Source organism: Kitasatospora sp. NPDC059146 (assembly GCF_042786665.1).
In the GTDB taxonomy this organism is placed as follows: Bacteria; Actinomycetota; Actinomycetes; order Streptomycetales; family Streptomycetaceae; genus Kitasatospora.
The window spans coordinates 24,951-45,544 of sequence record NZ_JBHZCY010000062.1; the positions used below are offsets into that span (position 1 = coordinate 24,951).

General features: G+C 74.8%; 15 protein-coding genes and 2 pseudogenes. 14 read left to right on the forward strand and 3 right to left on the reverse strand.

Going from position 1 to position 20,594, the window contains the following annotated elements; genetic code table 11:
- Positions 1-857 precede the first annotated feature (857 nt).
- Positions 858-2,057, reverse strand: coding sequence for a peptidoglycan-binding protein (locus ACFXPX_RS24790; RefSeq protein ID WP_380526786.1), 1,200 nt, complete (start codon positions 2,055-2,057; stop codon positions 858-860).
- Between the two features lie 415 nt (positions 2,058-2,472).
- Here ACFXPX_RS24790 and ACFXPX_RS24795 point away from each other — a divergent pair, with 415 nt between their 5' ends.
- The 13 genes and pseudogenes from ACFXPX_RS24795 to ACFXPX_RS24855 all read left to right on the forward strand — a co-directional run bounded on the left by ACFXPX_RS24795 (position 2,473) and on the right by ACFXPX_RS24855 (position 18,346).
- A complete protein-coding gene (locus tag ACFXPX_RS24795; RefSeq protein ID WP_380526788.1) occupies positions 2,473-3,837 on the forward strand; it encodes a DUF6271 family protein in 1,365 nt (454 codons plus the stop codon).
- Complete coding sequence (locus ACFXPX_RS24800; RefSeq protein WP_375885858.1) at positions 3,834-4,331, forward strand: GNAT family N-acetyltransferase; 498 nt, start codon at positions 3,834-3,836, stop codon at positions 4,329-4,331. Before ACFXPX_RS24795 ends, ACFXPX_RS24800 begins: the two co-directional genes overlap by 4 nt.
- A gap of 117 nt (positions 4,332-4,448) precedes the next feature.
- On the forward strand, positions 4,449-5,768 hold the full coding sequence (locus ACFXPX_RS24805) for a hypothetical protein (RefSeq protein WP_380643339.1): 1,320 nt from the start codon (positions 4,449-4,451) through the stop codon (positions 5,766-5,768).
- A gap of 174 nt (positions 5,769-5,942) precedes the next feature.
- Positions 5,943-7,091, forward strand: a complete 1,149-nt coding sequence (locus tag ACFXPX_RS24810; RefSeq protein WP_380526792.1) for a hypothetical protein — start codon at positions 5,943-5,945, stop codon at positions 7,089-7,091.
- A 298-nt stretch (positions 7,092-7,389) separates the two neighbouring features.
- Positions 7,390-8,997 (forward strand): annotated as a pseudogene (locus ACFXPX_RS24815) (AMP-binding protein); the annotation flags it as partial.
- Between the two features lie 99 nt (positions 8,998-9,096).
- Positions 9,097-9,441, forward strand: a pseudogene (locus ACFXPX_RS24820) (acyl-CoA thioesterase); the annotation flags it as partial.
- Positions 9,438-11,873, forward strand: coding sequence for an FAD-dependent monooxygenase (locus tag ACFXPX_RS24825; RefSeq protein ID WP_380643341.1), 2,436 nt, complete (start codon positions 9,438-9,440; stop codon positions 11,871-11,873). The pseudogene ACFXPX_RS24820 and the gene ACFXPX_RS24825, both read left to right, overlap by 4 nt.
- A gap of 9 nt (positions 11,874-11,882) precedes the next feature.
- On the forward strand, positions 11,883-12,851 hold the full coding sequence (locus tag ACFXPX_RS24830) for a carbon-nitrogen hydrolase family protein (protein WP_380643343.1): 969 nt from the start codon (positions 11,883-11,885) through the stop codon (positions 12,849-12,851).
- Positions 12,848-13,981, forward strand: a complete 1,134-nt coding sequence (locus ACFXPX_RS24835; protein ID WP_380643345.1) for a cupin domain-containing protein — start codon at positions 12,848-12,850, stop codon at positions 13,979-13,981. Before ACFXPX_RS24830 ends, ACFXPX_RS24835 begins: the two co-directional genes overlap by 4 nt.
- A gap of 14 nt (positions 13,982-13,995) precedes the next feature.
- A complete protein-coding gene (locus tag ACFXPX_RS24840; RefSeq protein WP_380396000.1) occupies positions 13,996-14,919 on the forward strand; it encodes a fumarylacetoacetate hydrolase family protein in 924 nt (307 codons plus the stop codon).
- A gap of 16 nt (positions 14,920-14,935) precedes the next feature.
- Positions 14,936-15,688, forward strand: a complete 753-nt coding sequence (locus ACFXPX_RS24845; protein WP_375885842.1) for an Asp/Glu racemase — start codon at positions 14,936-14,938, stop codon at positions 15,686-15,688.
- 130 nt (positions 15,689-15,818) lie between these two features.
- Complete coding sequence (locus ACFXPX_RS24850) at positions 15,819-16,661, forward strand: PaaX family transcriptional regulator C-terminal domain-containing protein (RefSeq protein WP_375885840.1); 843 nt, start codon at positions 15,819-15,821, stop codon at positions 16,659-16,661.
- Positions 16,658-18,346, forward strand: a complete 1,689-nt coding sequence (locus ACFXPX_RS24855; RefSeq protein ID WP_380526800.1) for an amidohydrolase — start codon at positions 16,658-16,660, stop codon at positions 18,344-18,346. The genes ACFXPX_RS24850 and ACFXPX_RS24855 overlap by 4 nt, the downstream gene beginning before the upstream one ends.
- A gap of 32 nt (positions 18,347-18,378) precedes the next feature.
- Here the strand turns inward: ACFXPX_RS24855 and ACFXPX_RS24860 are convergent, their stop codons facing one another.
- Positions 18,379-18,900: a universal stress protein gene (locus tag ACFXPX_RS24860; RefSeq protein ID WP_380526802.1), complete on the reverse strand. Its 522-nt coding sequence runs from the start codon at positions 18,898-18,900 to the stop codon at positions 18,379-18,381.
- Between the two features lie 184 nt (positions 18,901-19,084).
- On the opposite strand from ACFXPX_RS24860, the gene ACFXPX_RS24865 reads away from it, so the two are divergent.
- Positions 19,085-19,720 carry an alpha-ketoglutarate-dependent dioxygenase AlkB gene (locus tag ACFXPX_RS24865; protein WP_380591834.1) on the forward strand — a complete coding sequence of 212 codons (636 nt, stop codon included), beginning with the start codon at positions 19,085-19,087 and terminating at the stop codon, positions 19,718-19,720.
- 18 nt (positions 19,721-19,738) lie between these two features.
- On the opposite strand, the gene ACFXPX_RS24870 is transcribed toward ACFXPX_RS24865, so the two are convergent.
- On the reverse strand, positions 19,739-20,590 hold the full coding sequence (locus ACFXPX_RS24870) for a carbohydrate ABC transporter permease (protein ID WP_380643359.1): 852 nt from the start codon (positions 20,588-20,590) through the stop codon (positions 19,739-19,741).
- Positions 20,591-20,594: the final 4 nt, after the last annotated feature.

Consider the following 20,594-nt stretch of genomic DNA (forward strand, 5'->3'; position numbering starts at 1 on the left):
CGGTACGCCCGGGCGCGCCGTCACCGCCGTCACCGGCCCTCGGGCCCTTGCCCGGCCCCGGCCGCGCCGGAGGCCCCGGGTATTCGGCCCGGACGCGTGCCCGCGGCCTTGCGGCGGCCCAGGGCTTGTACACCGAGAGGATCACGTTGAACAGGTAGAGCGCCAGGGCCACCGCCGGGACGATCACCGTGTTGTAGCGGACGAAGCCGAGGTCCGCCACCGGGATGGGGCCGGTCGGGTGGGCGTCCGCCACCCGGACCGCGTCGTGCAGCCGGGCGGTGAGGGCGAAGACCGAGGCCGCCATCGCACCGAGCGTCAGCCAGAACTTGGTACTCACCCAGTAGTACCGGAACAGGCCCCAGGACGTGCCGAGCCCCAGCGCCACTCCGCTCAGGAAGGTGAGCAGGCTCAGCGGCAGGATGAGCGCGTCGCCGAGCAGGCCCATCGCCCGGTAGGCCGTTCTCAGCCGGTCGGCGTCGTCGGTGGTGAGGGCCGTCACCGCCAGGGTGAGCAGGCAGAGCATCAGGGCCAGCCAGCTCACCGAGGCGACGACGTGCAGCACCACCAGGCGTTTGCGCGCTCCCGGCGACAGTCGGCGGCCGGCGGACCGCCGCCCCGCGCCGGGGGCCGCGACGGCTTCGGTGGACGGGCGCACAGGTACCTCCTTCGAGTCGGGGTCACGAGGACGCGCCCAGACTCCCCCGTCCGCCCCTCATCGGGCATCTGACGGCGGAAGTAACCTCGGCTACTCCCCGGCGAGTACGTCCCCGGCCGTCGCCGCGACCGACCGACTCCCCGGGGAGTACCCACACCGACCCGCGGCCCCGCAGCGCCCCGCCCGTCGGCCCGTCAGTCCGTCAGTCCGTCACCGCGAACCCCCGCGCCGCCCCCAGCCGGTGCAGCGAGTCCCGCCCCGGGATCCCGTCCGCGGCACCCGCCGAGTACCCGCAGCGCCGCTGCCAGCCCGCGTACGCCGTCACCGTGAGGCTGCCGTAGGACCCGTCCACCCAGCGCTGTTCGAGCAACCCCTCGTCCGCCAGCGCCTGTTCGACGATCGCCACCTCGGCCCCGTACGTCCGGTGTCCCTGCTCCGCCCCCGGGTCGCTGCGCGCCGCCGCGACGACGTGGGCGAGCGAGACGGTGCGCGGGCCGGGCAGGTAGCCGAGCAGCCGGCGCAGCGAGGCCTCGCCCGGGACGCCGTCCGCCGCCGGCCCGGAGTACCCCAGGCTCGCCTGGTAGTCCGCGTAGTTCTCGGTGTCGGCGTCCGTCCAGGTCGGTCCGGGCCCGGAGTGGTAGTGGGTGCCGAAGCCGGCCGTGACCAGCGCCCGTCCGACGGTGGTCACCTGGTAGCCCTGGGCGCCGTAGCCGTACGCCAGGCCGTTGACGGTGACCTGGTAGCGGGCGGGGGTCGGGTCGGCGGGCGGGGCGGGGTGCTGCTGGGAGGGCGGGCCGGTGGGCGAGCCGGGGCCCGCGGTGAAGGCGGGCCAGGAACCGGGGTCGACGTGGTCGTTGTACGGCACGTGGGCGTGCGCGTACCAGCCGCCCGCGGTCTCCCAGACCCGCTCGTCGCGGTGCTCGGTGAAGTCGGTCGGCCGCCCCATCGGCCAGGCGTCGGGCACCCCCCAGGAGGTGATCCAGGCGTGGATCCGGTCCCAGCCCGCGCACGGGGTGTCGACCAGCCGGGGGTAGACGGTGCCCTGGTGGCGGCAGTAGGGGAAGAACACCGCCTCGATCTGGATCACCACCAGCCCGGCCCGGTTGGTGCGGGTGGGGCTCTGGGCCGGGCTGAGCAGGCTCTTGGAGCGGGAGTCGGCGGGGAACAGCTGCGCCGTGCGGCCGCTGAACGGGTCCCAGACCAGGTGCGGGGCGTCGCCGGCGCCGGCGCCGGTGAAGTACCCGACGAGGTCCTCGTAGGTGCACCAGTCCTGCGGCGCGGCGGCGGTGGCGTTGCGGTCCCAGGTGATGTGGGCGATGGCCTTCGGGGGGTACTGGTGGTCGGTCGGCGCGTGGTCGCCGAGGTCGTGGATCTCGGCACCGGGCAGCCACGGTTCGGGCATGCTGGCTCCTCCGAACGGCGTAATGACGTCGTTGCCGGTATCGGCAGGTCCGGGTCGCGGATTGACCCCGGCGGCGGGATCGGCGGGGTTGAACCGCCCGGGGCCGCACGGCCGTTCGGATCAACGAGGGGAATTCGTCCTCACGTGCGGACCCGGCGGCGACAGGGCGCGCCGCCGGTTCCGTGCTCCGCCCTGTCCGGGAAGCGGGTCCGGGCTCGGTCCGCACGGCCCCCGGACGACCCCGAAGGCCCTCCGAGGGCCCTCCGGAGCCACCGGGCGGGGGCGCATTCCACCCCGCCGCAGCCCCGCTGTCAATCGTTGACTTGGGAAGTGGTCTAGTCCACGGTGGTGCGCTCGAAGCCCTCACGGCGCCACCGCCGCAACCGTTCTGACGAACCGACGGAGAACCACCGCCATGCAGAGAGTCTGCCTCGCCCTGCCCACCATGCGTTCCTGCCCCGAGACCATCGCGGAACTCGCCGAGGAGGCGGCCTACGCCGTCGCGACCTTCGGCGTCGAGGTGCACCTGCTCATCCTCGACACCACCGACGCCGCCGCCTTCGCGCAGAACGCGGACGCCGTGGCCGCGCTGGAGCCGACCCCCGGCGTGGCCGTCCACCACCTGGGCGAGGCGCGGCAGCGGGAGTTCCTGCGCCGGGTGGCCGAGCGCTCCGGCGCCGCCGACCCCGGCCTGCTGCTCGACCTGATGCTCCCGCCGGCCGTCGCGTACGGCTCCTGCGTCAACCGGCTCTTCCTCGGCGCGGCCGCCCTCGGCTGCACCTCGGCGCACCTGCGCAACGACGACGCCGACTTCCAGGTCGTCGACGGCCGGAAGGTCTTCCCGATCCACCACGAGCTGCTCTCGATCGGCCGGCCGGCCGGCGAGGCGGTGGCCGGGGTGACCCGCTCCGAGCTCGACCCGGCCGACGCGGACAAGCCGGTGATGCTGGTCAGCGGCTCCTTCATCGGCGAACTCAACGTGGACATCAGCGAGATCCACGAGCTGGACCCGGCCGTCTACCGCGAGATCGTCCGCCTCTGGACCCCGCCGGTCTGGCCGGAGGAGGACCGGGACGCGATGGTCGACGTCTCGTTCAAGGGCGCCGGCTCCGAGCCGTTCACCGCCGACGAGTCCGTCCTCGGCGTCCCCGACATCTGGGACGTCTACATGTGCAACATCGCCCTGGACCACCGGGCCTACGAGGTGCTGCCGCTGCTGCCCTCGATCGAGACCATCGGCAGCGACTACGCCCTTCTGCACGCCCTGGTCCACTCCCGGCTGCCCGGCGTCGTCCATAACCGGCACATCGTCAACTACTACACGCCCGAGCGCCGCATCGGCGCCGGCTTCGTCAACTACCAGCTGCGGTTCGTCAAGTTCCTGCTCTCGATGCTGTACCTGTACCCGGTCTACGGCGGCATGATCGACCTGGGCCGCGGGCTGCTGGACGAGCGGCACGGGCTGAAGGTCGAGCCGATCGTCGACCTGGTGCGCGGCAGCGTCGACTGGGACCAGGCCGGGAACGAGCACTGCCTGGACGTTCTGGACCGCTCCTACCGCAAGCTCGGCGGCAAGTACACCGAGCTCGCGGACGTGGTGGCCGAGCGGCGCGGACAGCTCCTGGACGAGGCCCGGCAGGACGCCGAACGCTGGGCGGTGCTGGTCGAGGCCTGGGCCGCGATGGTGTCCGCCGCCCGCGCCCACGGACTGGACGCCGGTCCCGAAGGTGCGGAAGGCCCGGAAGGCCCGGACGCCGGTGCGGAGGGGGCGACCCGGTGAGCGAGGACCTCCGGATCCGGCGGCTGGCCGACGGGGACTGGGACGCCGTGGTCGCGCTCGAACACGACGCCTACGCCGCCGACGGCCTGTCCGAGGGCCGGGAGGCGCTGCAGTCCCGGGCCCGCAGCTCACCGGACACCTGCTACGTGCTGGAGCAGCAGGGCGTCGTCCGCGGCTACCTGCTGAGCCTGCCGTACCCGCCGCTGCGCTGCCCGGACCTCACCCGGCCGGAGGAGACGGCGTACACCTCGGCCAACCTGCACGTGCACGACCTGGTGATCGCCGAGGACCTGCGCGGCCGGGAGGTCGCCCTGGGGTTCATGCGGCACTTCCGGGAGCGGGCCGAGGAGTCGGGCTTCGAACGGATCTCGATGGTCGCGGTGCGCGGCGCGGACATCCTGCTGCGGCTGCTCGGCTACCGGGCGCACCGCGAGGTCACGGTGCCGGAGTACTACGGGCGGCGGGCCGTCTACATGTCGGCGCCCGTGCGCTGACCCGGGCCGACGCCCCGGCGGGCGGACGACGGCAACCGGTCGGGCCCGCACGGAAATCGGTCGGGCCCGCACGGAAATCGGCGGCGGGCCCGACCGGGCGGCGGGCAGAATGCGCGGATGCCCACCCTGCTGTACGCCGTCGCCCGCAACCCCGCCCTGCCGCCCGAGCTGCTCGGGCAGCTGATCGACCGACTTCCCGCCGCGGACGAGGAGTTGGCGTGCGCACTCGCGGAACGGCCGGACCTCGACCCGGGGCAGGTCCGGCTGCTGGCCGAACGCTTCGAGGACGCCGCCGTACGGCTCGCCGAGCGCGGCCTGTTGCCCGTCGGGGACGTCGACCCGCTCGCCCGGCCGCGGGTCGCGCTCGTCCTGCTGGACGAGGGACGCGGGGACCCGGCCTGGGCCCGGCTTTTCGCCCGCGACCCGGACGAGCTGGTGCGGGAACGGCTCGCCTCCGCGGTCGGGCTCCCGGACGAGGTCGCGGACCTGCTCGCGGTGGACGAGTCCGACGACGTGGTGGCCGTTCTCGGACACTGCACCGGGCGCCCGGACCTGCTGGCACGGCTGGCCGCGCACCCGGCGGCGCAGGTCCGACGCGCGGCCGCGGCCAACGAGGCCACGCCCGCGGAACTGCTCACGGCCCTGCTGGACGATCCCGAGGTGATGGTCCGCGAACAGGCGGCGGCCCATCCGACCACCCCGGGGTCGGCCGCCGCCCGCCTGGTGGGTGACCACATGATGATCCGGCAGGCGCTCGCCACCCACCCCGGGCTGCCCGCCGAGCCGTACCGCCGGCTGGCCGGGGACGAGATCCCCTGGGTCCGGTCCAACCTGGCCCGGAACCCGGGGATCGACGCGGCACTGATGAGCCGGCTCGCCGAGGACGACGGCTACGACGTCCGGCGCTCGCTCGCCCACAACCCCGCCATCCCGTTCGACCTCCTCGCCCGGCTCGCGGCCGCCGTCCGGATCGGCTCGACCCTGCTTCCCCGGATCGCCGCCGCCACTCCGGCCGAACTCCGCGCCCTCGCCGCCGTGCCCGAACCCAGGGTCCGCGTGCTGGTCGCCGAGCACCGGGCCCTGCCGACGGACCTCCGGGACCGGCTCGCCGCGGACCCGGACGCGAGCGTGGTCAAGTCGGTGGCCCCGCATCCGGGCCTCAGCGGTGCCCAACTGGCCACCGTGCTGGACCGGTTCGGCACGAAGGTGGCCACCGCCGTGACCAGGAACCCGGGTACCCCCACCGCACTGCTCGACCGCATCGCCACCACCCCGCCCACCCCCGTCAAGGCCCTGCGGACCCTCGCCGCCCACCCGAACGCCTCCCCCGCCGCGCTGACCGCCTGCCTGGCCTCCCCGGACCACCGCACCGCCGAGGCCGCGGCCGCCAACCCGGCGCTGCCGGTGGCGGTGATGGCGGAGCTGGCCACCCGGTGACGGACCGGACCGGCGACCGACGGGACCGGCGACGGACGGGACCGGTGGGCCGCCGGGTCTCCGCCAGGTCCGCGCGCGGTTGCAGTTGCGTCTCCGTTCAACCGGAGGGGGGTGTGCCCCGGCGGCCGGTCCGGGAGCCTGGGGGCAACGACTCGTACGGCGGGGGGAGTTGCCATGGGGGACGGCCGCGGGCTGGTGGCGGGTGTGGTGGGGGCGCTGGTGCGACTGGCCCGGGGCACGCCCGGCGGGCGGGGGCGGGCGGTGGCCGAGGTGGTCCGGGCCCGGTTGCGGCTGACGCCCGAGGGGGCCCGGGCGCTGTCGGCGATCGAGGCGGACCCGGACGATCCGGCGGCGCGGGCCGAACTGGCCGCGGCCGTCGCCCGGCTGCTCGCCACCGACCAGGGGTTCGCGCAGTACCTGACCACCACCGACCTCGGCGGGACGGCCGATCCGAACACCGTCCAGCTGCGGACGGACGCGAGCCCCAGCACGGTCCAACTGCGGACCGGCCCGAGCACCGTCCAGCTGCGCACCGGGGGGCCGGACGCGGAACCGGAGCCTCGCACCGTCCGGCCGGGGGCGGACCCGGACGCCCCGGCCGGCGGCCCGAGCACCGTCCAGCTGAGGGTCGACCCGGCGGCCGCCGGCGCCGCCCGGGCCCTGGCGGCCCGGCGCGGCAACGTCGCCGTCCTCACCGTCCTGGCCCTGGTCCTGATCGCCGCGCTGGTCGCACTCGGGATCAACCTCGGCTCGCGCCCGCTGCTGCAACCCACCGGGCCCGACTTCGCCCACGCCGCCCGGACCATCCGCGATCCCGCGCGGGTGCAGGGCGTGCTGCCGGACGCCGCCGCGATGCCGGGCGGCTGGCAGCAGCAGGGGGCGCCGCGTTCGGGGACGGGCAGCGGGCCGGGCGCGCCCTGTCTGCTCCCGGGCGCCTGCGACCAGCAACTCGCCTATGCGACGGTGTCGTTCAGTGCCGCGCCGCTGCCGTCCGTGCAGTTCACCGTGGTCACCTTCAGCTCCGCCGAGGCGGCCGGCCGGGCCTTCGACACCCGGCTCGACCTCCTCGACGCCCGGGGCGACGCGGCCCCGGCGGCCGTCCAGGCGGTCGGCGACCGGAGCGCCGCCCGCACCCGGGGCGACTCGACGGCGGAGACGGTGGTCCGGGTCGACTCGACGCTGCTCTACGTGCACTACGCCGGGCCGGGGGCCGCGGTGGCACTGCCCGGGCTCACCCCGTTCGCCCGGATGCTCGCCGAGCGCGCCCGGCAGGCCGAGGACGGCCGGACCCCGGACGCCGTCTTCCACGCCACCGGGGGCTGAACGCCGACGCTTCCCGGCCGCCCCGGCAAGCCCGGCCACCCGGCAAACCCGGCAAACCCGGCCGCCCAACGAGGCACAGCCACCCCGTGAAGCCCAGCCACCCCAGGAACCCCACCCGCACCGCAGCACCCCTGCGCCCCGCAGGCCCCACCGGCCGGCGGGGCGTTCCGCTCGCCCCGCCCCGCCCCTGACCTGCGCCGACCGCCCCCGTCGCCCGAATGCATGTATCGCTCTCTTGACTGGCGTCACGAGCGCGCCATACTGGCTTCACTCCCGCTCGCCCGACGAGGTGCCGCCCATGGAGCTCTCCCCCTCGGCGCACATGGACACGTTCTGCCGAGACCATCTCCCGCCCTTCGACCAGTGGCCAGAACTCCTCTTCGAACTCCCGGAGTTGGCCTACCCCGACCGACTGAACTGCGCGTCCGCCCTGCTCGACGACACCATCGCCCGCCTGGGCCCCGACCGCCGCTGCCTGCTCACCCCCACCACCCGGTGGAGCTACGGCGAACTGCGCGACCACGCCGACCGGACAGCCCGCCTGCTCACCGAGGAACTGGGCCTGGTCCCCGGCAACCGCGTCCTGCTGCGCGGCCCCAACACCCCCTGGCTGGCCGCCTGTTGGCTCGGGGTCCTGAAAGCCGGCGGGGTGGTCGTCACCACCGTGCCGCTGCTCCGGGCGGCCGAGCTGACCGAACTGGCCCGGATCGCCCGCCCCACCCTCGCCCTGTGCGACCACCGCTTCCGCACCGAGCTCGACCTCGCCGACGCCCCCGGGCTGCGGGTCCTCTCCTTCGGCGGCCCCGGCCCCGAGGACCTCACCGCCCGCAGTGCCACCCAGCGGCCCGGCTTCACCGCCGTACCGACCGCCGCCGACGACGTCGCGCTGATCGCCTTCACCTCCGGCACCACCGGCCGGCCCAAGGCCACCCTGCACTTCCACCGGGACGTGCTGGCCAACGCCGACACCTTCTCCCGCCACCTGCTCCGCCCCACCCCCGACGACCTCTTCACCGGCACCCCGCCGTTCGGCTTCACCTTCGGCCTCGGCGGCCTGCTGGTCTTCCCGCTGCGGGCCGGCGCCGCCAGCCTGCTGCTGGAGCGGGCCACCCCCGAACAGCTCGCCGAGGAGGTCGCCCGGCACGGGGTGAGCGTGCTGTTCACCGCGCCCACCGCCTACCGGGCGATCCTGGCCGCCGGGCTCGCCGACCGGCTGTCCGGCGTACGGCGCTGCGTGTCGGCCGGCGAGCCGCTGCCCGCCGCCGTGTGGGAGGCCTTCCACGCCGCCACCGGCCGACGGCTGATCGACGGGATCGGCGCCACCGAGCTGCTGCACGTGTTCATCTCGGCCGCCGACGACGACGCCCGGCCCGGCGCCACCGGCCGCCCCGTCCCCGGCTACCGGGCGGCGATACTCGACCGGCAGGGCAACCCGGTGCCGGACGGCCAACCCGGACTGCTCGCCGTCAAGGGCCCCACCGGCTGCCGCTACCTGGACGACGAGCGCCAGCGCGAGTACGTCCGCGGCGGCTGGAACCTCACCGGCGACACCTACCTCCGCGACCGGGACGGCTACTTCCGGTACCAGGCCCGCAACGACGACATGATCGTCTCGGCGGGGTACAACATCGCCGGCCCCGAGGTGGAACAGGCCCTGGCCGCCCACCCCGCGGTCGCCGACTGCGCCGTGGTGGCCGCGCCGGACGAACGGCGCGGCACGGTGGTCAAGGCGTACGTGGTGCTGACCGGGGGCACCCCGGCCGGCGCCGGGACCGTCAAGGAGCTCCAGGAGCACGTCAAACGCACCATCGCGCCGTACAAGTACCCGCGCGCCGTCGAGTTCGTCCCCGAGCTGCCGCGCACCGCGACCGGCAAGCTGCTCCGCGCCGAGCTGCGCAGAAGGGCCGCCGTGACACACCGATCCGAGCCGGAGCCCGCCCCGGCCGCCATCACCATCGAGCGCCGGGTCGAGTGGTCGGACACCGACGCCGCCGGGCACTACCACTTCTCCGCCGTCCAGCGCTGGGCCGAGGCCGCCGAGGCGGCGCTGCTGCGCCGGCTCGGCCTGGCCGAGCTGTTCGGACGGATCCCCCGGGTGCACTTCGAGGCCGACTACCGGGAGCGGCTCTGGTTCGGGGACGTGGTCCGCACCGAGCTGCGGGTCGTCCGGGTCGGCGGCTCCTCGCTGCACTACGCCTTCGAGGTGCACGGCCCGCAGGGGCTGGCCGCCAGCGGCCGGATGTCGGTGGTGCACGCCGCGCCGCGGGTCAAGGGCGCCGAGCCCTGGCCCGACCCGGTCCGCCGGGCGCTCACCGAGGCCGGTCCGCAGCAGCCCGAGGTGGTCGCGTGACGGGCGGGCCGCAGCAGTCGACGGCCGGACAGCAGACGGGCGGGCAGCGGCCGACGGGCGGGCCGCAGCAGCCGACGCCCGGCGGGCCGCGCCGCATCGCGGTGATCGGCGCCGGCCCCGGCGGGCTCTACTTCGCCGCCCTGGCCAAGCAGTTGGACCCCGCCCGCGAGATCACCGTGTTCGAACGGGACGGCCGGGAGGACGCGTTCGGCTTCGGCGTGGTGTTCTCCGACGAGACCCTGGACGGCATCGCCCAGGCCGACCCGAAGGTCTTCGCCGCGATCAGCGCCGAGTTCGCCCGCTGGAGCGACATCGACATCCGCTACGCCGGCCAGGTCCGCACCAGCGGCGGGCACGGCTTCGCCGCCCTGGACCGCAACCGGCTGCGCGCCGTCCTCCAGGACCGCTGCGCCGAGCTGGCGGTGGACGTGCGCTACCGCACGCCCGCCCCGCCGGCCGACCGGCTCGCCGCCGAGTACGACCTGGTGGTGGCCGCCGACGGCATCCACTCCGGCACCCGGGCCGCCCGCCCGGAGGCGTTCCGCACCGAACTGGACGAGCGGCACTGCCGCTACATCTGGCTCGCCACCGACAAGGTCTTCGAGGCCTTCACCTTCATCGTCGAGGAGTTCGACTTCGGCACCGTGCAGGTGCACGCCTACCCGTACAGCGCCACCCGCTCGACCTTCATCGTCGAGATCGCCGCGGACGCCTGGCGCCGGGCGGGCTTCGAGGCCCTCGCCGCAAGGGAGTTCGCGCGCGGCGAGAGCGACCTGGCGAGCGTGGAGCGCTGCGCGGAACTGCTCGCCGGGCACCTGGACGGCCACCGGCTGATCCCCAACGCCTCCCGCTGGATCCGCTTCACCACCGTCCGCAACGCCAGTTGGCGCCACGGCAACACCGTGCTGCTCGGCGACGCCGCGCACTCCGCGCACTTCTCGATCGGCTCGGGCACCAAGCTGGCCCTGGAGGACGCCCTCGCCCTGGCCGCCGCGCTGAGCGAACAGCCCACCCCGGACGGCGCGTTGGCCGCCTACGAGGCCGAGCGGCGGCCGGTGGTGGAGTCCACCCAGCGGGCCGCGCAGGCCAGCCTGGAGTGGTTCGAGACGGTGGGGCGCCGCACCGGGCGGGACCCGGACCGGTTCGCCTTCGACCTGCTCACCCGAAGCCGCCGGGTCACCTACGACAACCTGCGGGCCCGCGACCCGGAGTTCACCGCCGCCGTGGACGCCGCCACCGGCGGCTCCCCCGGGGTGCCGCCGATGTTCCGGCCGCTGAAACTCGGCGCCCTGGAGCTGCGCAACCGGATCGTGGTGCCCCCGCTGGCGACCTTCACCTCCCCCGACGGGCTGCCCAGCGCCTTCGACCGGGCCCAGCTGACCGCCCACGCGCTCGGCGGCGCCGGGCTGGTGATCGCCGGGATGACGGCGGTCAGCCCCGAGGGCCGGGCCACCGACCGCTGCCCCGGGCTGTGGACCGACCGCCAGGAGGGCGCCTGGGCGGAACTGCGGCGCGCCGTCGCGGCGGTGAGCGACACCCCGGTCGGCCTCCAGCTCACCCACGCCGGCCGCCGGGGCGCCACCGCCGCGCCCGGACCGGACGGCATCGGCCGCCCGCTCGCCGACGGCTGGCCGCTGCTCGCCCCCTCACCGCTGCCCTGGGACTCCGGCAGCGCCGTCCCGCACGAGGCGAACGACGTCCACCTGGCCGTCGTCACCGCCGACTTCGCGGCCGCCGCCGAACGCGCCGCCCGGGCCGGGTTCGACGTGCTGGAGCTCCAGTTCGGCCACGGCCACCTGCTCTCCGCCTTCCTCTCCCCGCTCACCAACCACCGCACCGACGGCTACGGCGGCCCGCTCGCCCACCGGCTGCGGCTGCCGGTCGAGGTGCTGTCCGCCGTCCGCGCCGTCTGGCCCGCCGGGCGGCCGCTGCTGGTCCGGATCTCGGCCGCCGACTGGGCCCCCGGCGGCACCACCGAGGACGAGGCGGTGGCGATCTGCCGGGCGCTGGGCGAGGCCGGGGCGGACGCGGTGGACGTCTCCACCGGCGAGGTGGTGGCGCACCAGCGGCCGCCGTACGGGCGCGGCTTCCAGACGCCCTTCGCCGAACTGGTCCGCGCCGCCACCGGCCTGCCGACCGTCGCGGTCGGCGCGATCTCCGGCCACGACGACGCCAACTCCGTCCTGCTGGCGGGCCGCGCCGACCTGGTCGCGGTCGGCCGGGCCCAGCTGCACGACCCGTTCTGGACCCTGCACGCCGCCGCCGAGCAGGCGTACACCGGCCCGGGCGCCCCCTGGCCCGCGCCCTGGCTCGCCGGGCGCCGCAGGCCGCCGGGCCCGGGCGCCGACAAGGTCGCCCCGCGCCTGCACCTGCTGCGGGAGGCCGCCCCGCCCGTCCACCGCCGCTGGCGGCCGGCTCCGGACGGGCAGTGAGGAGGACGCATGGACCTGCCGCGCTTCACCGCCGCCGCCGTCCAGGCCGCCCCGGTCTACCTGGACCCGGCCGCCACCGTGGACAAGGCCGTCGCCCTGATCCGGGAGGCAGCCGGCCGCGGCGCCGAACTCGTGGTCTTCCCCGAGGTCTTCGTGCCCGGCTACCCGTACTGGAACTGGACGATGACCCCCGTGCAGGGCTCCCCCTGGTACGAACGGCTGTACCGCGCCGCGGTGGACGTCCCCGGACCGTACGTGGACGCCCTGTGCTCGGCCGCCCGGCAGGCCGGGGTGGTGCTGGTGATCGGCGTCAACGAGCGCGGCCGGCACAGCCTCGGGGTGCTGTACAACACCCTGCTGATCATCGGCTCGGACGGCGAACTCCTCGGCGTGCACCGCAAACTGGTACCCACCTGGGCCGAGAAGCTGACCTGGACCCAGGGCGACGGCAGCTCGTTGAAGGTGCACCGCACCGCCGTCGGCCCGCTCGGCGCCCTGGCCTGCGGGGAGAACACCAACACCCTGGCCCGCTTCACCCTGCTGGCCCAGGGCGAACTCGTCCACGCCGCCGCCTACATCGCCCTGCCGGTCGGCCCCGAGGACTACGACATGGCGGAGGCGATCGCGCTGCGCGCCGCCGCCCACTGCTTCGAGGGCAAGCTGTTCACCGTGGTCTCCTGCTCGACCGTGTCGCCCGAGATGATCGACCTGATCGCCGGTGACGACCGCCGGCTGCGCAGCCAACTCGCCCGCCCGCACAGTGCGTTGTCCGGGATCTTCGGACCGGACGGCCGGGCGGTCACCGAACCGCTGGTCGACGAGGAGGGCATCGTCTACGCCGAGATCGACCTCGGCCGCTGCATCCAGCCCAAGCAGATGCACGACATCGTCGGCCACTACAACCGCTTCGACGTCTTCCGGCTGCACGTGGACGACCGCCCGCTGCGGCCACTCACCTTCCCCGAGGAGGAGTCATGAGCACCGAAGGCACCTACGACGACGGCCGGATCGGCCGGGCCCGCGTCAACGACAGCCCCGAACTGCTCGCCTACTACGAGGAGTTGGCCAAGCACGAGGCCGGCGCCCTGTGGACGGTGGCGAACGAGATCGAACCCTGGTACCCGCAGCCGAAGTCCGTCCCGGTGCTCTGGCGCTACGCCGACCTGCGCCCGCTGGTCCGCAAGGCCCTCCCGCTGGTGAAGGCCGACGACGCGGGCCGCCGGGTGGTGATGCTGGTCAACCCCGGGCGCCGCGAACTCAGCGCCGCCGTCGGCCTGTTGTACACCGGCCTGCAGATCATGGGCCCCGGCGAGGCGATGACCGCGCACCGCCACCAGGCCTCCGCCCTGCGTTTCGTCCACGAGGGCACCGGTGCCTGGACGATCGTCGACGGCCAGAAGCTCCGGGTCGGCCCGCGCGACTTCGCGATCACTCCCAACAGCACCTGGCACGAGCACGGCAACGAGGCCGAGGACAACCCGGTGATCTGGCAGGACGGCCTGGACATCCCGCTGGTCAACACCCTGGACGCCAACTTCTACGAAGTCCACCCGGACCTCTACCAGCGCCCCGGCCCGGTCCCGAACTCCTCCCTGCTCAGCTACGGCGGCAACCTGCTCCCGTACGGCGTCGAGAAGTGGACCCGCCCGTACTCGCCGCTGCTCGGCTGGCTCTGGGAGCCCAGCTACCACGCGCTGTGCCGACTGGCCCGCGCCACCGAGGGATCCCCGTACGACGGCGTGATCATGGAGTACACCAACCCGGTCACCGGCGGCTCGGTGATGCCCACCATGGCCGCCCACCTCCAGCTGCTCCGCCCCGGCCAGGCCACCCGCGCCCACCGGCACACCGGCTCGGTGGTCTACACCGCCGCCAAGGGCCGGGGCGTCTCGGTGATCGCCGGGCAGCGCTTCGAGTGGCAGCAGGGCGACATCTTCGTCGTCCCGTCCTGGGCCTGGCACGAGCACGAGAACCTCGACCAGGGCGAGGACGCCTGCCTGTTCTCCTTCAACGACTTCCCGGTGATGCACTCCCTCGGCCTCTACCGCGAGGAGGCCCACCCGGCCCACGACGGGCACCAGGACACCCCCGAGCCCACCGCCCCGTAACAGGAGTCCACCCGATGCAGCTGCTGACCTTCCGCGCCGACGGCGACCCCACCCCCCGGCTCGGCGCCCGCACCGACGGCGACCGGGTCGTCGACCTGACCGCCCTGGCCACCGCCGCCGGGGCCGAACTCCCGCCCGACCTGCTGGGGTTGATCCGGGCGGGCGAACCGGCCCTGGCCACCGCCCGCGCCCTGACCGCCCGCGCCCTGACCCCTGGCGCCCTCACCGCCGGCGCGCCGGCCACCCGGCCGCTCGCCGAGGTCACGCTGTGCGCCCCGCTGCGCCCCGGCAAGATCGTCGGGGTCGGCCTCAACTACGTGGAGCACGTGGCCGAGTCCCACCGCACCCTGGACACCGAACGCGAACTCCCGGACCGCCCGGTGCTGTTCGGCAAGCCCACCACCGCCGTCACCGGCCCCGGCGGACCGATCCTGCACAACGCCGACCTCACCAAGCAGCTCGACTGGGAGTGCGAACTCGCCGTGGTGATCGGCGAGCCCGCGTTCCGGGTGAGCGAGGCGGACGCCTGGCGGCACGTGTTCGGCTACAGCATCGTCAACGACATCAGCGCCCGCGACCAGCGCCGCAGCGGGCAGTGGTTCTTCTCCAAGGGCCAGGACAGCTACGCGCCGTTCGGCCCGGTCGTGGTCACCGCCGACGAGATCCCCGACCCGCAGCGGCTCGACCTCTCGCTGCGGGTCAACGGCGAACTGCGGCAGGACTCCAACACCCGCCACATGCTGTTCGGCATCGCCCGACTGATCGCCGACATCTCCGCCGGGATGACCCTGGAACCCGGCGACGTCATCTCCACCGGCTCCCCCTCCGGGGTCGGCGCCGGCATGGTCCCGCCGCAGTTCCTGCAGCCCGGCGACCTGGTCGAGGCCACCATCGAGCGGATCGGCACCCTCGCCAACCCCGTGATCGACGCCCGCTGAGAGGAGTCCGGCGCAGATGACCACCTACCGGATCGGCCAGATCGTCCCGAGCTCCAACGTCACCATGGAGACCGAAGTCCCGGCCCTGCTGCGGGCCCGCGAGGCGGTCGCCCCGGAACGGTTCACCTTCCACTCCAGCCGGATGCGGATGACCAGGGTCACCCCCGAGCAACTGCGCGCCATGGACGGCGAGTCCGACCGCTGCGCCGCCGAGCTCTCGGACGCCCGGGTCGACGTGATCGGCTACGCCTGCCTGGTCGCGGTGATGGCCACCGGCCCCGGCTACCACCGCGAGGCCGAGCAGCGGCTGCACCGCCGCACCGTCGAGAACGGCGCGCCCGCGCCCGTGGTGACCAGCGCCGGCGCCCTGGTCGCCGGGCTGCAGGCGCTCGGCGCGCGGAAGGTCGCGATGGTCACCCCGTACCTGCGCCCGCTGGCCGCGACGGTGGTCGACTACCTCGGCGGGGAGGGCATCGAGGTGCTCGACCACGTCGCGCTGGAGATCGCCGACAACCTCGACGTGGCCGCCCACGACCCGGCCCGGCTGCCCGGGATCGCCAAGGGCCTGGCGCACGGAGACGCGGACGCGGTGGTGCTCTCCGCCTGCGTGCAGATGCCCTCGCTGTCCGCCGTCGAGGAGGCCGAGCAGCAGCTCGGCAAGCCGGTGGTCTCGGCGGCGATCTGCACCACCCACCAGTTGCTCCGGGCGCTCGGCCTGCCCGCCGTCGCCCCCGGCGCCGGGCACCTGCTCTCCGGCGCGTACGCCTGAGCCACGCCCCGGTCACGCCCGGCCCCCACCCGCCCCGAGGCCGATCCGCACCAACCCGCCACCGGCCCGCGCCCGACCCGCGGTGCCGTCGCTATGATCACCACCAGCCGTCGGGGAGGAGGGCCCGCAGATGCCGGAGAGCACCACCCGGCCCAGCTCCCTGATCAACACCGTCTACGGAGAGTTCGTCCGCCGCCTCGGCGGCTGGATATCGATCGCCGACCTGATCGCGCTGATGGCCGAGCTGGACGTCGACGGCCCGGCCGTCCGCTCGGCCATCTCCCGCCTGAAGAAGGCCGGCACCCTGCTCCAGGAGCGCCGTTCGGGCACCGGCTACCGGCTGGCCCCGGCGATGGGCCCGGTGTTCGACGAGGGCGACCGCCGGATCTTCCACAGCCTGGAGCCCGCCGAGCTCGCCGACGGCTGGGTGGTGGCGGTCTTCTCGGTGCCGGAGTCCGAACGCGCCCACCGCCACCAGCTGCGCTCCCGGCTGAGCTGGCTCGGCTTCGGCAACGCCGCCCCGGGCGTCTGGCTGGCCCCCGCCCGGCTGCTGCCGGACGCCCGCCGGCTGCTGGAGCGCCTCGGCCTGAGCGCCTACGTCCACCTGTTCCTCTCCGCCGAGTACGCCGGCTTCGCCGAACTCCGTACGGCGGTGGCGACGTGGTGGGACCTCCCGGCGATCGAGGCGCAGTACGCGGCCTTCACCGACGCCTGGCGGCCGGTCGCCGAGCAGGTGCGCGGACGGGAGCGGATCGACCCGGTCGAGGCCTTCCGGGACTACGTGCCGATGCTCACCCAGTGGCGCCGGCTGCCGTACCTCGACCCCGGGCTGCCCGCGCCGCTGCTGCCCGAGCACTGGAACGCCGTGCCGGCCCGCGCGGTGTTCACCGAGGTGCACGGGCTGTTCGCCGAGCCGAGCCTGCGCTACGTCGAGAAGGTCACCGGACTGTCCCACCCCGAGGAGCTGCCATGACCGCCCCGGACCGCACCCCCACCCCGGACCGCACCCCCGCTCCGGCCACCAGCACCCCCGCCCCGGGCACCAGCACACCCCCCGCCGATCTGCTGATCCGCGCCGCCGCCGTGCACACCCTCGTCCCGGGCGGGGCGCCGCAGCGGGCGGTCGCCGTCACCGGCGGCCGGATCACCGCCCTCGCCGCCGAACCGAACGGCCTGGACGCCCTGGTCGGGCCGGACACCGAGGTGGTGGACGCCCCGGACACGACCGTGCTGCCCGCCTTCGACGACACCCACACCCACCTGATCCTGGCCGGGCACAGCGTCCACGGCGTCCCGGTGCACCGGGCCCGGGACCTCGACGGCTTCCTGGCGCTGATCCGCGACCGGGCCGCCCGCACCCCCGCCGGGGAGTGGATCGCCACCACCGTCAACTGGCAGGAGGTGCTGCTCGCCGAGCAACGCCTGCCGACCACCGCCGAGTTGGACGCCGTCACCGCCGACCACCCGGTGCTGGTGCGCCGCGGCGCGTACAACATGGTGCTCAACTCGGCCGCGCTGCGGCTGGCCGGGATCGACGAGTCCACCGAGGCCCCGGACGGCGGGGTGATCGAGCGGGACGCGCGGGGGCGGCTGACCGGCCGGCTGATCAACCGGGCGGTCGAGGCGGTCGAGCGGGTGCTGCCGCGGCCGACCCTCGCCGAGCGGATCGAGGGGCTGCGCGCGGCCTCCGCCGACTACGCGGCCACCGGGATCGGGACGGTGCGCGACTGCCTCGTCCCGGTCGAGGACCTCGACGTGCTGGACGCGGCCCGGGCCGCGGGGGCGCTCGCCGTCCGGGTCCGGGCCCTGGTCTCCGGCTTCGCGGCCCGCACCCCCGCCCAGGTGGACGCCCTGCTCGACCGGATGGACGGCTGGCGCGCGGACGGCCGGGACGACGCCCGACTGCGGCTGTGGGGCGTCAAGTTCGGCATCGACGGCGGCTTCGAGGCGGGCGCCCTGGAGCAGCCGTACCAGGGGCAGCCCTGCTACCACGGGCGGCTGCTCTGGGAGCCGGCCGAGCTGCTCGCCGCGGTGGAGCGGGTGGTCGGGCGCGGCTGGCGGGTGGGTGTGCACGCCTGGGGCGACCGCGGGCTGCGGGTGCTGCTGGACGTCTTCGAGCAGGTGGTGAAGCGCCACCCGGGGCTGCCGCCGGGAACGCTCGTGGTCGAGCACGGCGGACTGGCCCGGGCCGACCAGCGGGCCCGGGCGGTGGCGCTGGGCATCCCGGTGACGGTGCAGCACCCGCTGCTGCACGACGGCGCGCTCACCCAGCAGCGGGCCTGGGGCGAGGAGCGCACCGCCGCGCTGTTCCCGCTGCGCGAGTGGCTGGACGAGGGAGCGCAGCTGTCGGCCGGATCGGACTTCCCGGTCGGCCCGTACGGCGCGATGGTGTCGGTGTGGGGCATGACGACCCGCGGCACCACGGCCGGGGTGGTCGGCCCCGAGCATGCGATCGGACGGGCCGAGGCGATCGCGCTGCACACCGTGAACGCCGCCCGGCTGACCGGCGAGGAGGCCGAGCGGGGCAGCCTGCGGCCGGGGGCGCTCGCCGACCTGACGCTGTGGCCGGTCGACCCGCTGCACTGCCCGACGGCGGACCTGCGCGGGCTGCTGCCGCTCCGTACGGTGATCGGGGGCCGAACCGTGCACGGGGGATGACGGCCCGACCGTGCACGGCAGTTGATGGGCCGTCAGGCCGCGATGAGCTCCCGCAGGTCGATGTCGCCGCGGTGCAGGGCGCGCAGGTCATCGTGCAGGGTGGACGGCGGGACGACGAGCACGCCGCCGCGCGCGTGGTCGAGGCAGTGGCGGGCGACCGAGCCGCGCAGCAGTCGGCGCAGGCGGCCACGCAGCGAGCCGTGCCGGCCGGCGCTGATCACCAGCAGGTCGCCGGGCCGGTCGGCCAGTGCGGTCAGCACCGGGCCGGGCTCGCCGCGCATCACCAGCGGCTGCACCGGCAGGCCGATCGGCAGACCGCCGAAGGCCTGGCCGAGGGCGCTCTCCAGCCGGGCCCCGGCGGCGTCCTGCCAGGCGCGGAGCAGCGGCGGGCAGGGCCGGGCGCGGTAGCTGCGCTCGCCGCCGACCGGGGTCCAGGCCAGCACCGGGACGAGGACGGCCCCTCGGGCCCGGGCCTCCTCCGCCGCCCGGTGCAGGGCGGTCAGGCTGTGCAGGGAACCGCTGACTCCGACGATGACGCGGGCGCCGTCCGACATGATCCTTCGCTTTCCGATGTGAAGCCTATCCAGTGTCTGCGATTATGCTGCCACACCGTCGCGCAGACCTACAAATCAAAGGCATTCACTGAATATCGCCTTGCAATCGCCCCGACTGGGCGCCCGGGCCGGCCCCGTCCAGGTAATTCGAGCGCCTGTTCGAATCACGGCGTACGCTGGCCCCATGCCCGGCACCGTCCACCTCCAGCCCTCGCTGTTCGAAGAAGCCGCCGACCCCCGGCTCGGCCCGCTCGACGGCGTCCAGCGCCTGCTCCTCGGCGACGGCGCCTGGCTGGACGTGCTGCCGGGCTGGCTGCACGGCGCCGACCGGCTGTTCGAACAGCTGGCCGCCGACGTCCCCTGGCGGGCCGAACGGCGGGAGATGTACGAGCGCACCGTCGACGTCCCCCGGCTGCTCGCCTCCTACGGCGCCGACGCCGAACCGCCGCACCCCGTCCTCGGCCTGGCCCGGACGGCGCTGAGCCGGCACTACGCGGCGGAGCTGGGCGAGCCCTTCCGCACCCTCGGGCTCTGCTACTACCGGGACGGCCGGGACAGCGTGGCCTGGCACGGCGACCGGATCGGGCGCGGCGCCCGGGAGGACACCATGGTGGCGATCCTCTCCGTGGGCGAGCCTCGCGTCCTCGCCCTGCGGCCCCGGTACGGCGGCGGCGCCGTCGTCCGCCGGCCGCTCGGCCACGGGGACCTGGTGGTGATGGGCGGCTCCTGCCAGCGCACCTGGGAGCACGCGATCCCGAAGACCGCCCGCCCGGTCGGCCCGCGGATCAGCATCCAGTTCCGCCCGTACGGGGTCGCCTGAGAGCCACCCCCTCGCTCATCAGTCCTTGACCGCGCCGGCCAGCCCGGACACCAGCCTGCGCTGCACCGCGACGAAGAACACCAGCACCGGCACCGTCATCAGCGTGGACGCCGCCATGATCCCGCCCCAGTCGTTCTCGTCCGGCTTGAAGAACACCAGCAGTGCGGAGGGCAGCGTCTGGTTCTGGCTGGCGCTGATGATGAAGGTCTTCGCGAAGACGAAGTCGTTCCACGCCGCGATGAAGGAGAACACGCTGGTCGCGGCCAGACCCGGGGCCACCAGCGGCAGCAGGATCCGCCACAGGATGCGGGTCCGGCTCGCCCCGTCGATCTGCGCGGCCTCCTCGATCGAGACCGGCACGGCCGCGACGAAGCCGCGCATCATCCAGATCCCGAACGGCAGCGAGAACGCCAGCTGCACCAGCACCAGCGAGGCCAGGGTGTTCAGGCCGACGCCCGGCGCGAACCGGCCGGCGTCGCGGAACATGAAGAACAGCGGGATGGTCAGCGCCTCGACCGGGATCATCTGGGCGATCAGGAACATCACCATGATCGTGGTGCGGAACCGGAACCTGAACCGGGTCACCGCCACGGCGGCCAGGAAGACCACCACCGCCGACAGCACCACCACCGACAGCGCGACCACCAGGCTGTTGACGAAGTACCGGCCGAAGCCGTCCACGCTGAGCACCTGCCGGAAGCTGTCCAGCGTCGGGTGGGCGGTCCACGGCCTCGGGTCCAGCGACTGCACCTCGCCCTTGGGCTTGAAGGCCGAGAGCACCATCCAGAAGATCGGGAAGGCGGTGACCACCGCCAGCACCACGGCACCGCTGTTCGCCGCGAGCCGCCACCGGCCGCGGGGGTTGCGCAGGGCG

Excerpts from the sequence above, each read along its gene's own strand:
- ACFXPX_RS24810 (WP_380526792.1), top strand. The coding sequence starts at position 5,943 with ATGGGGGACGGCCGCGGGCTGGTGGCGGGTGTGGTGGGGGCGCTGGTG.
- ACFXPX_RS24850 (WP_375885840.1), top strand. The coding sequence starts at position 15,819 with ATGCCGGAGAGCACCACCCGGCCCAGCTCCCTGATCAACACCGTCTAC.
- ACFXPX_RS24805 (WP_380643339.1), top strand. The coding sequence starts at position 4,449 with ATGCCCACCCTGCTGTACGCCGTCGCCCGCAACCCCGCCCTGCCGCCC.
- ACFXPX_RS24795 (WP_380526788.1), top strand. The coding sequence starts at position 2,473 with ATGCAGAGAGTCTGCCTCGCCCTGCCCACCATGCGTTCCTGCCCCGAG.
- ACFXPX_RS24845 (WP_375885842.1), top strand. The coding sequence starts at position 14,936 with ATGACCACCTACCGGATCGGCCAGATCGTCCCGAGCTCCAACGTCACC.
- ACFXPX_RS24855 (WP_380526800.1), top strand. The coding sequence starts at position 16,658 with ATGACCGCCCCGGACCGCACCCCCACCCCGGACCGCACCCCCGCTCCG.
- ACFXPX_RS24830 (WP_380643343.1), top strand. The coding sequence starts at position 11,883 with ATGGACCTGCCGCGCTTCACCGCCGCCGCCGTCCAGGCCGCCCCGGTC.
- ACFXPX_RS24860 (WP_380526802.1), bottom strand. The coding sequence starts at position 18,900 with ATGTCGGACGGCGCCCGCGTCATCGTCGGAGTCAGCGGTTCCCTGCAC.
- ACFXPX_RS24835 (WP_380643345.1), top strand. The coding sequence starts at position 12,848 with ATGAGCACCGAAGGCACCTACGACGACGGCCGGATCGGCCGGGCCCGC.
- ACFXPX_RS24790 (WP_380526786.1), bottom strand. The coding sequence starts at position 2,057 with ATGCCCGAACCGTGGCTGCCCGGTGCCGAGATCCACGACCTCGGCGAC.
- ACFXPX_RS24840 (WP_380396000.1), top strand. The coding sequence starts at position 13,996 with ATGCAGCTGCTGACCTTCCGCGCCGACGGCGACCCCACCCCCCGGCTC.
- ACFXPX_RS24865 (WP_380591834.1), top strand. The coding sequence starts at position 19,085 with ATGCCCGGCACCGTCCACCTCCAGCCCTCGCTGTTCGAAGAAGCCGCC.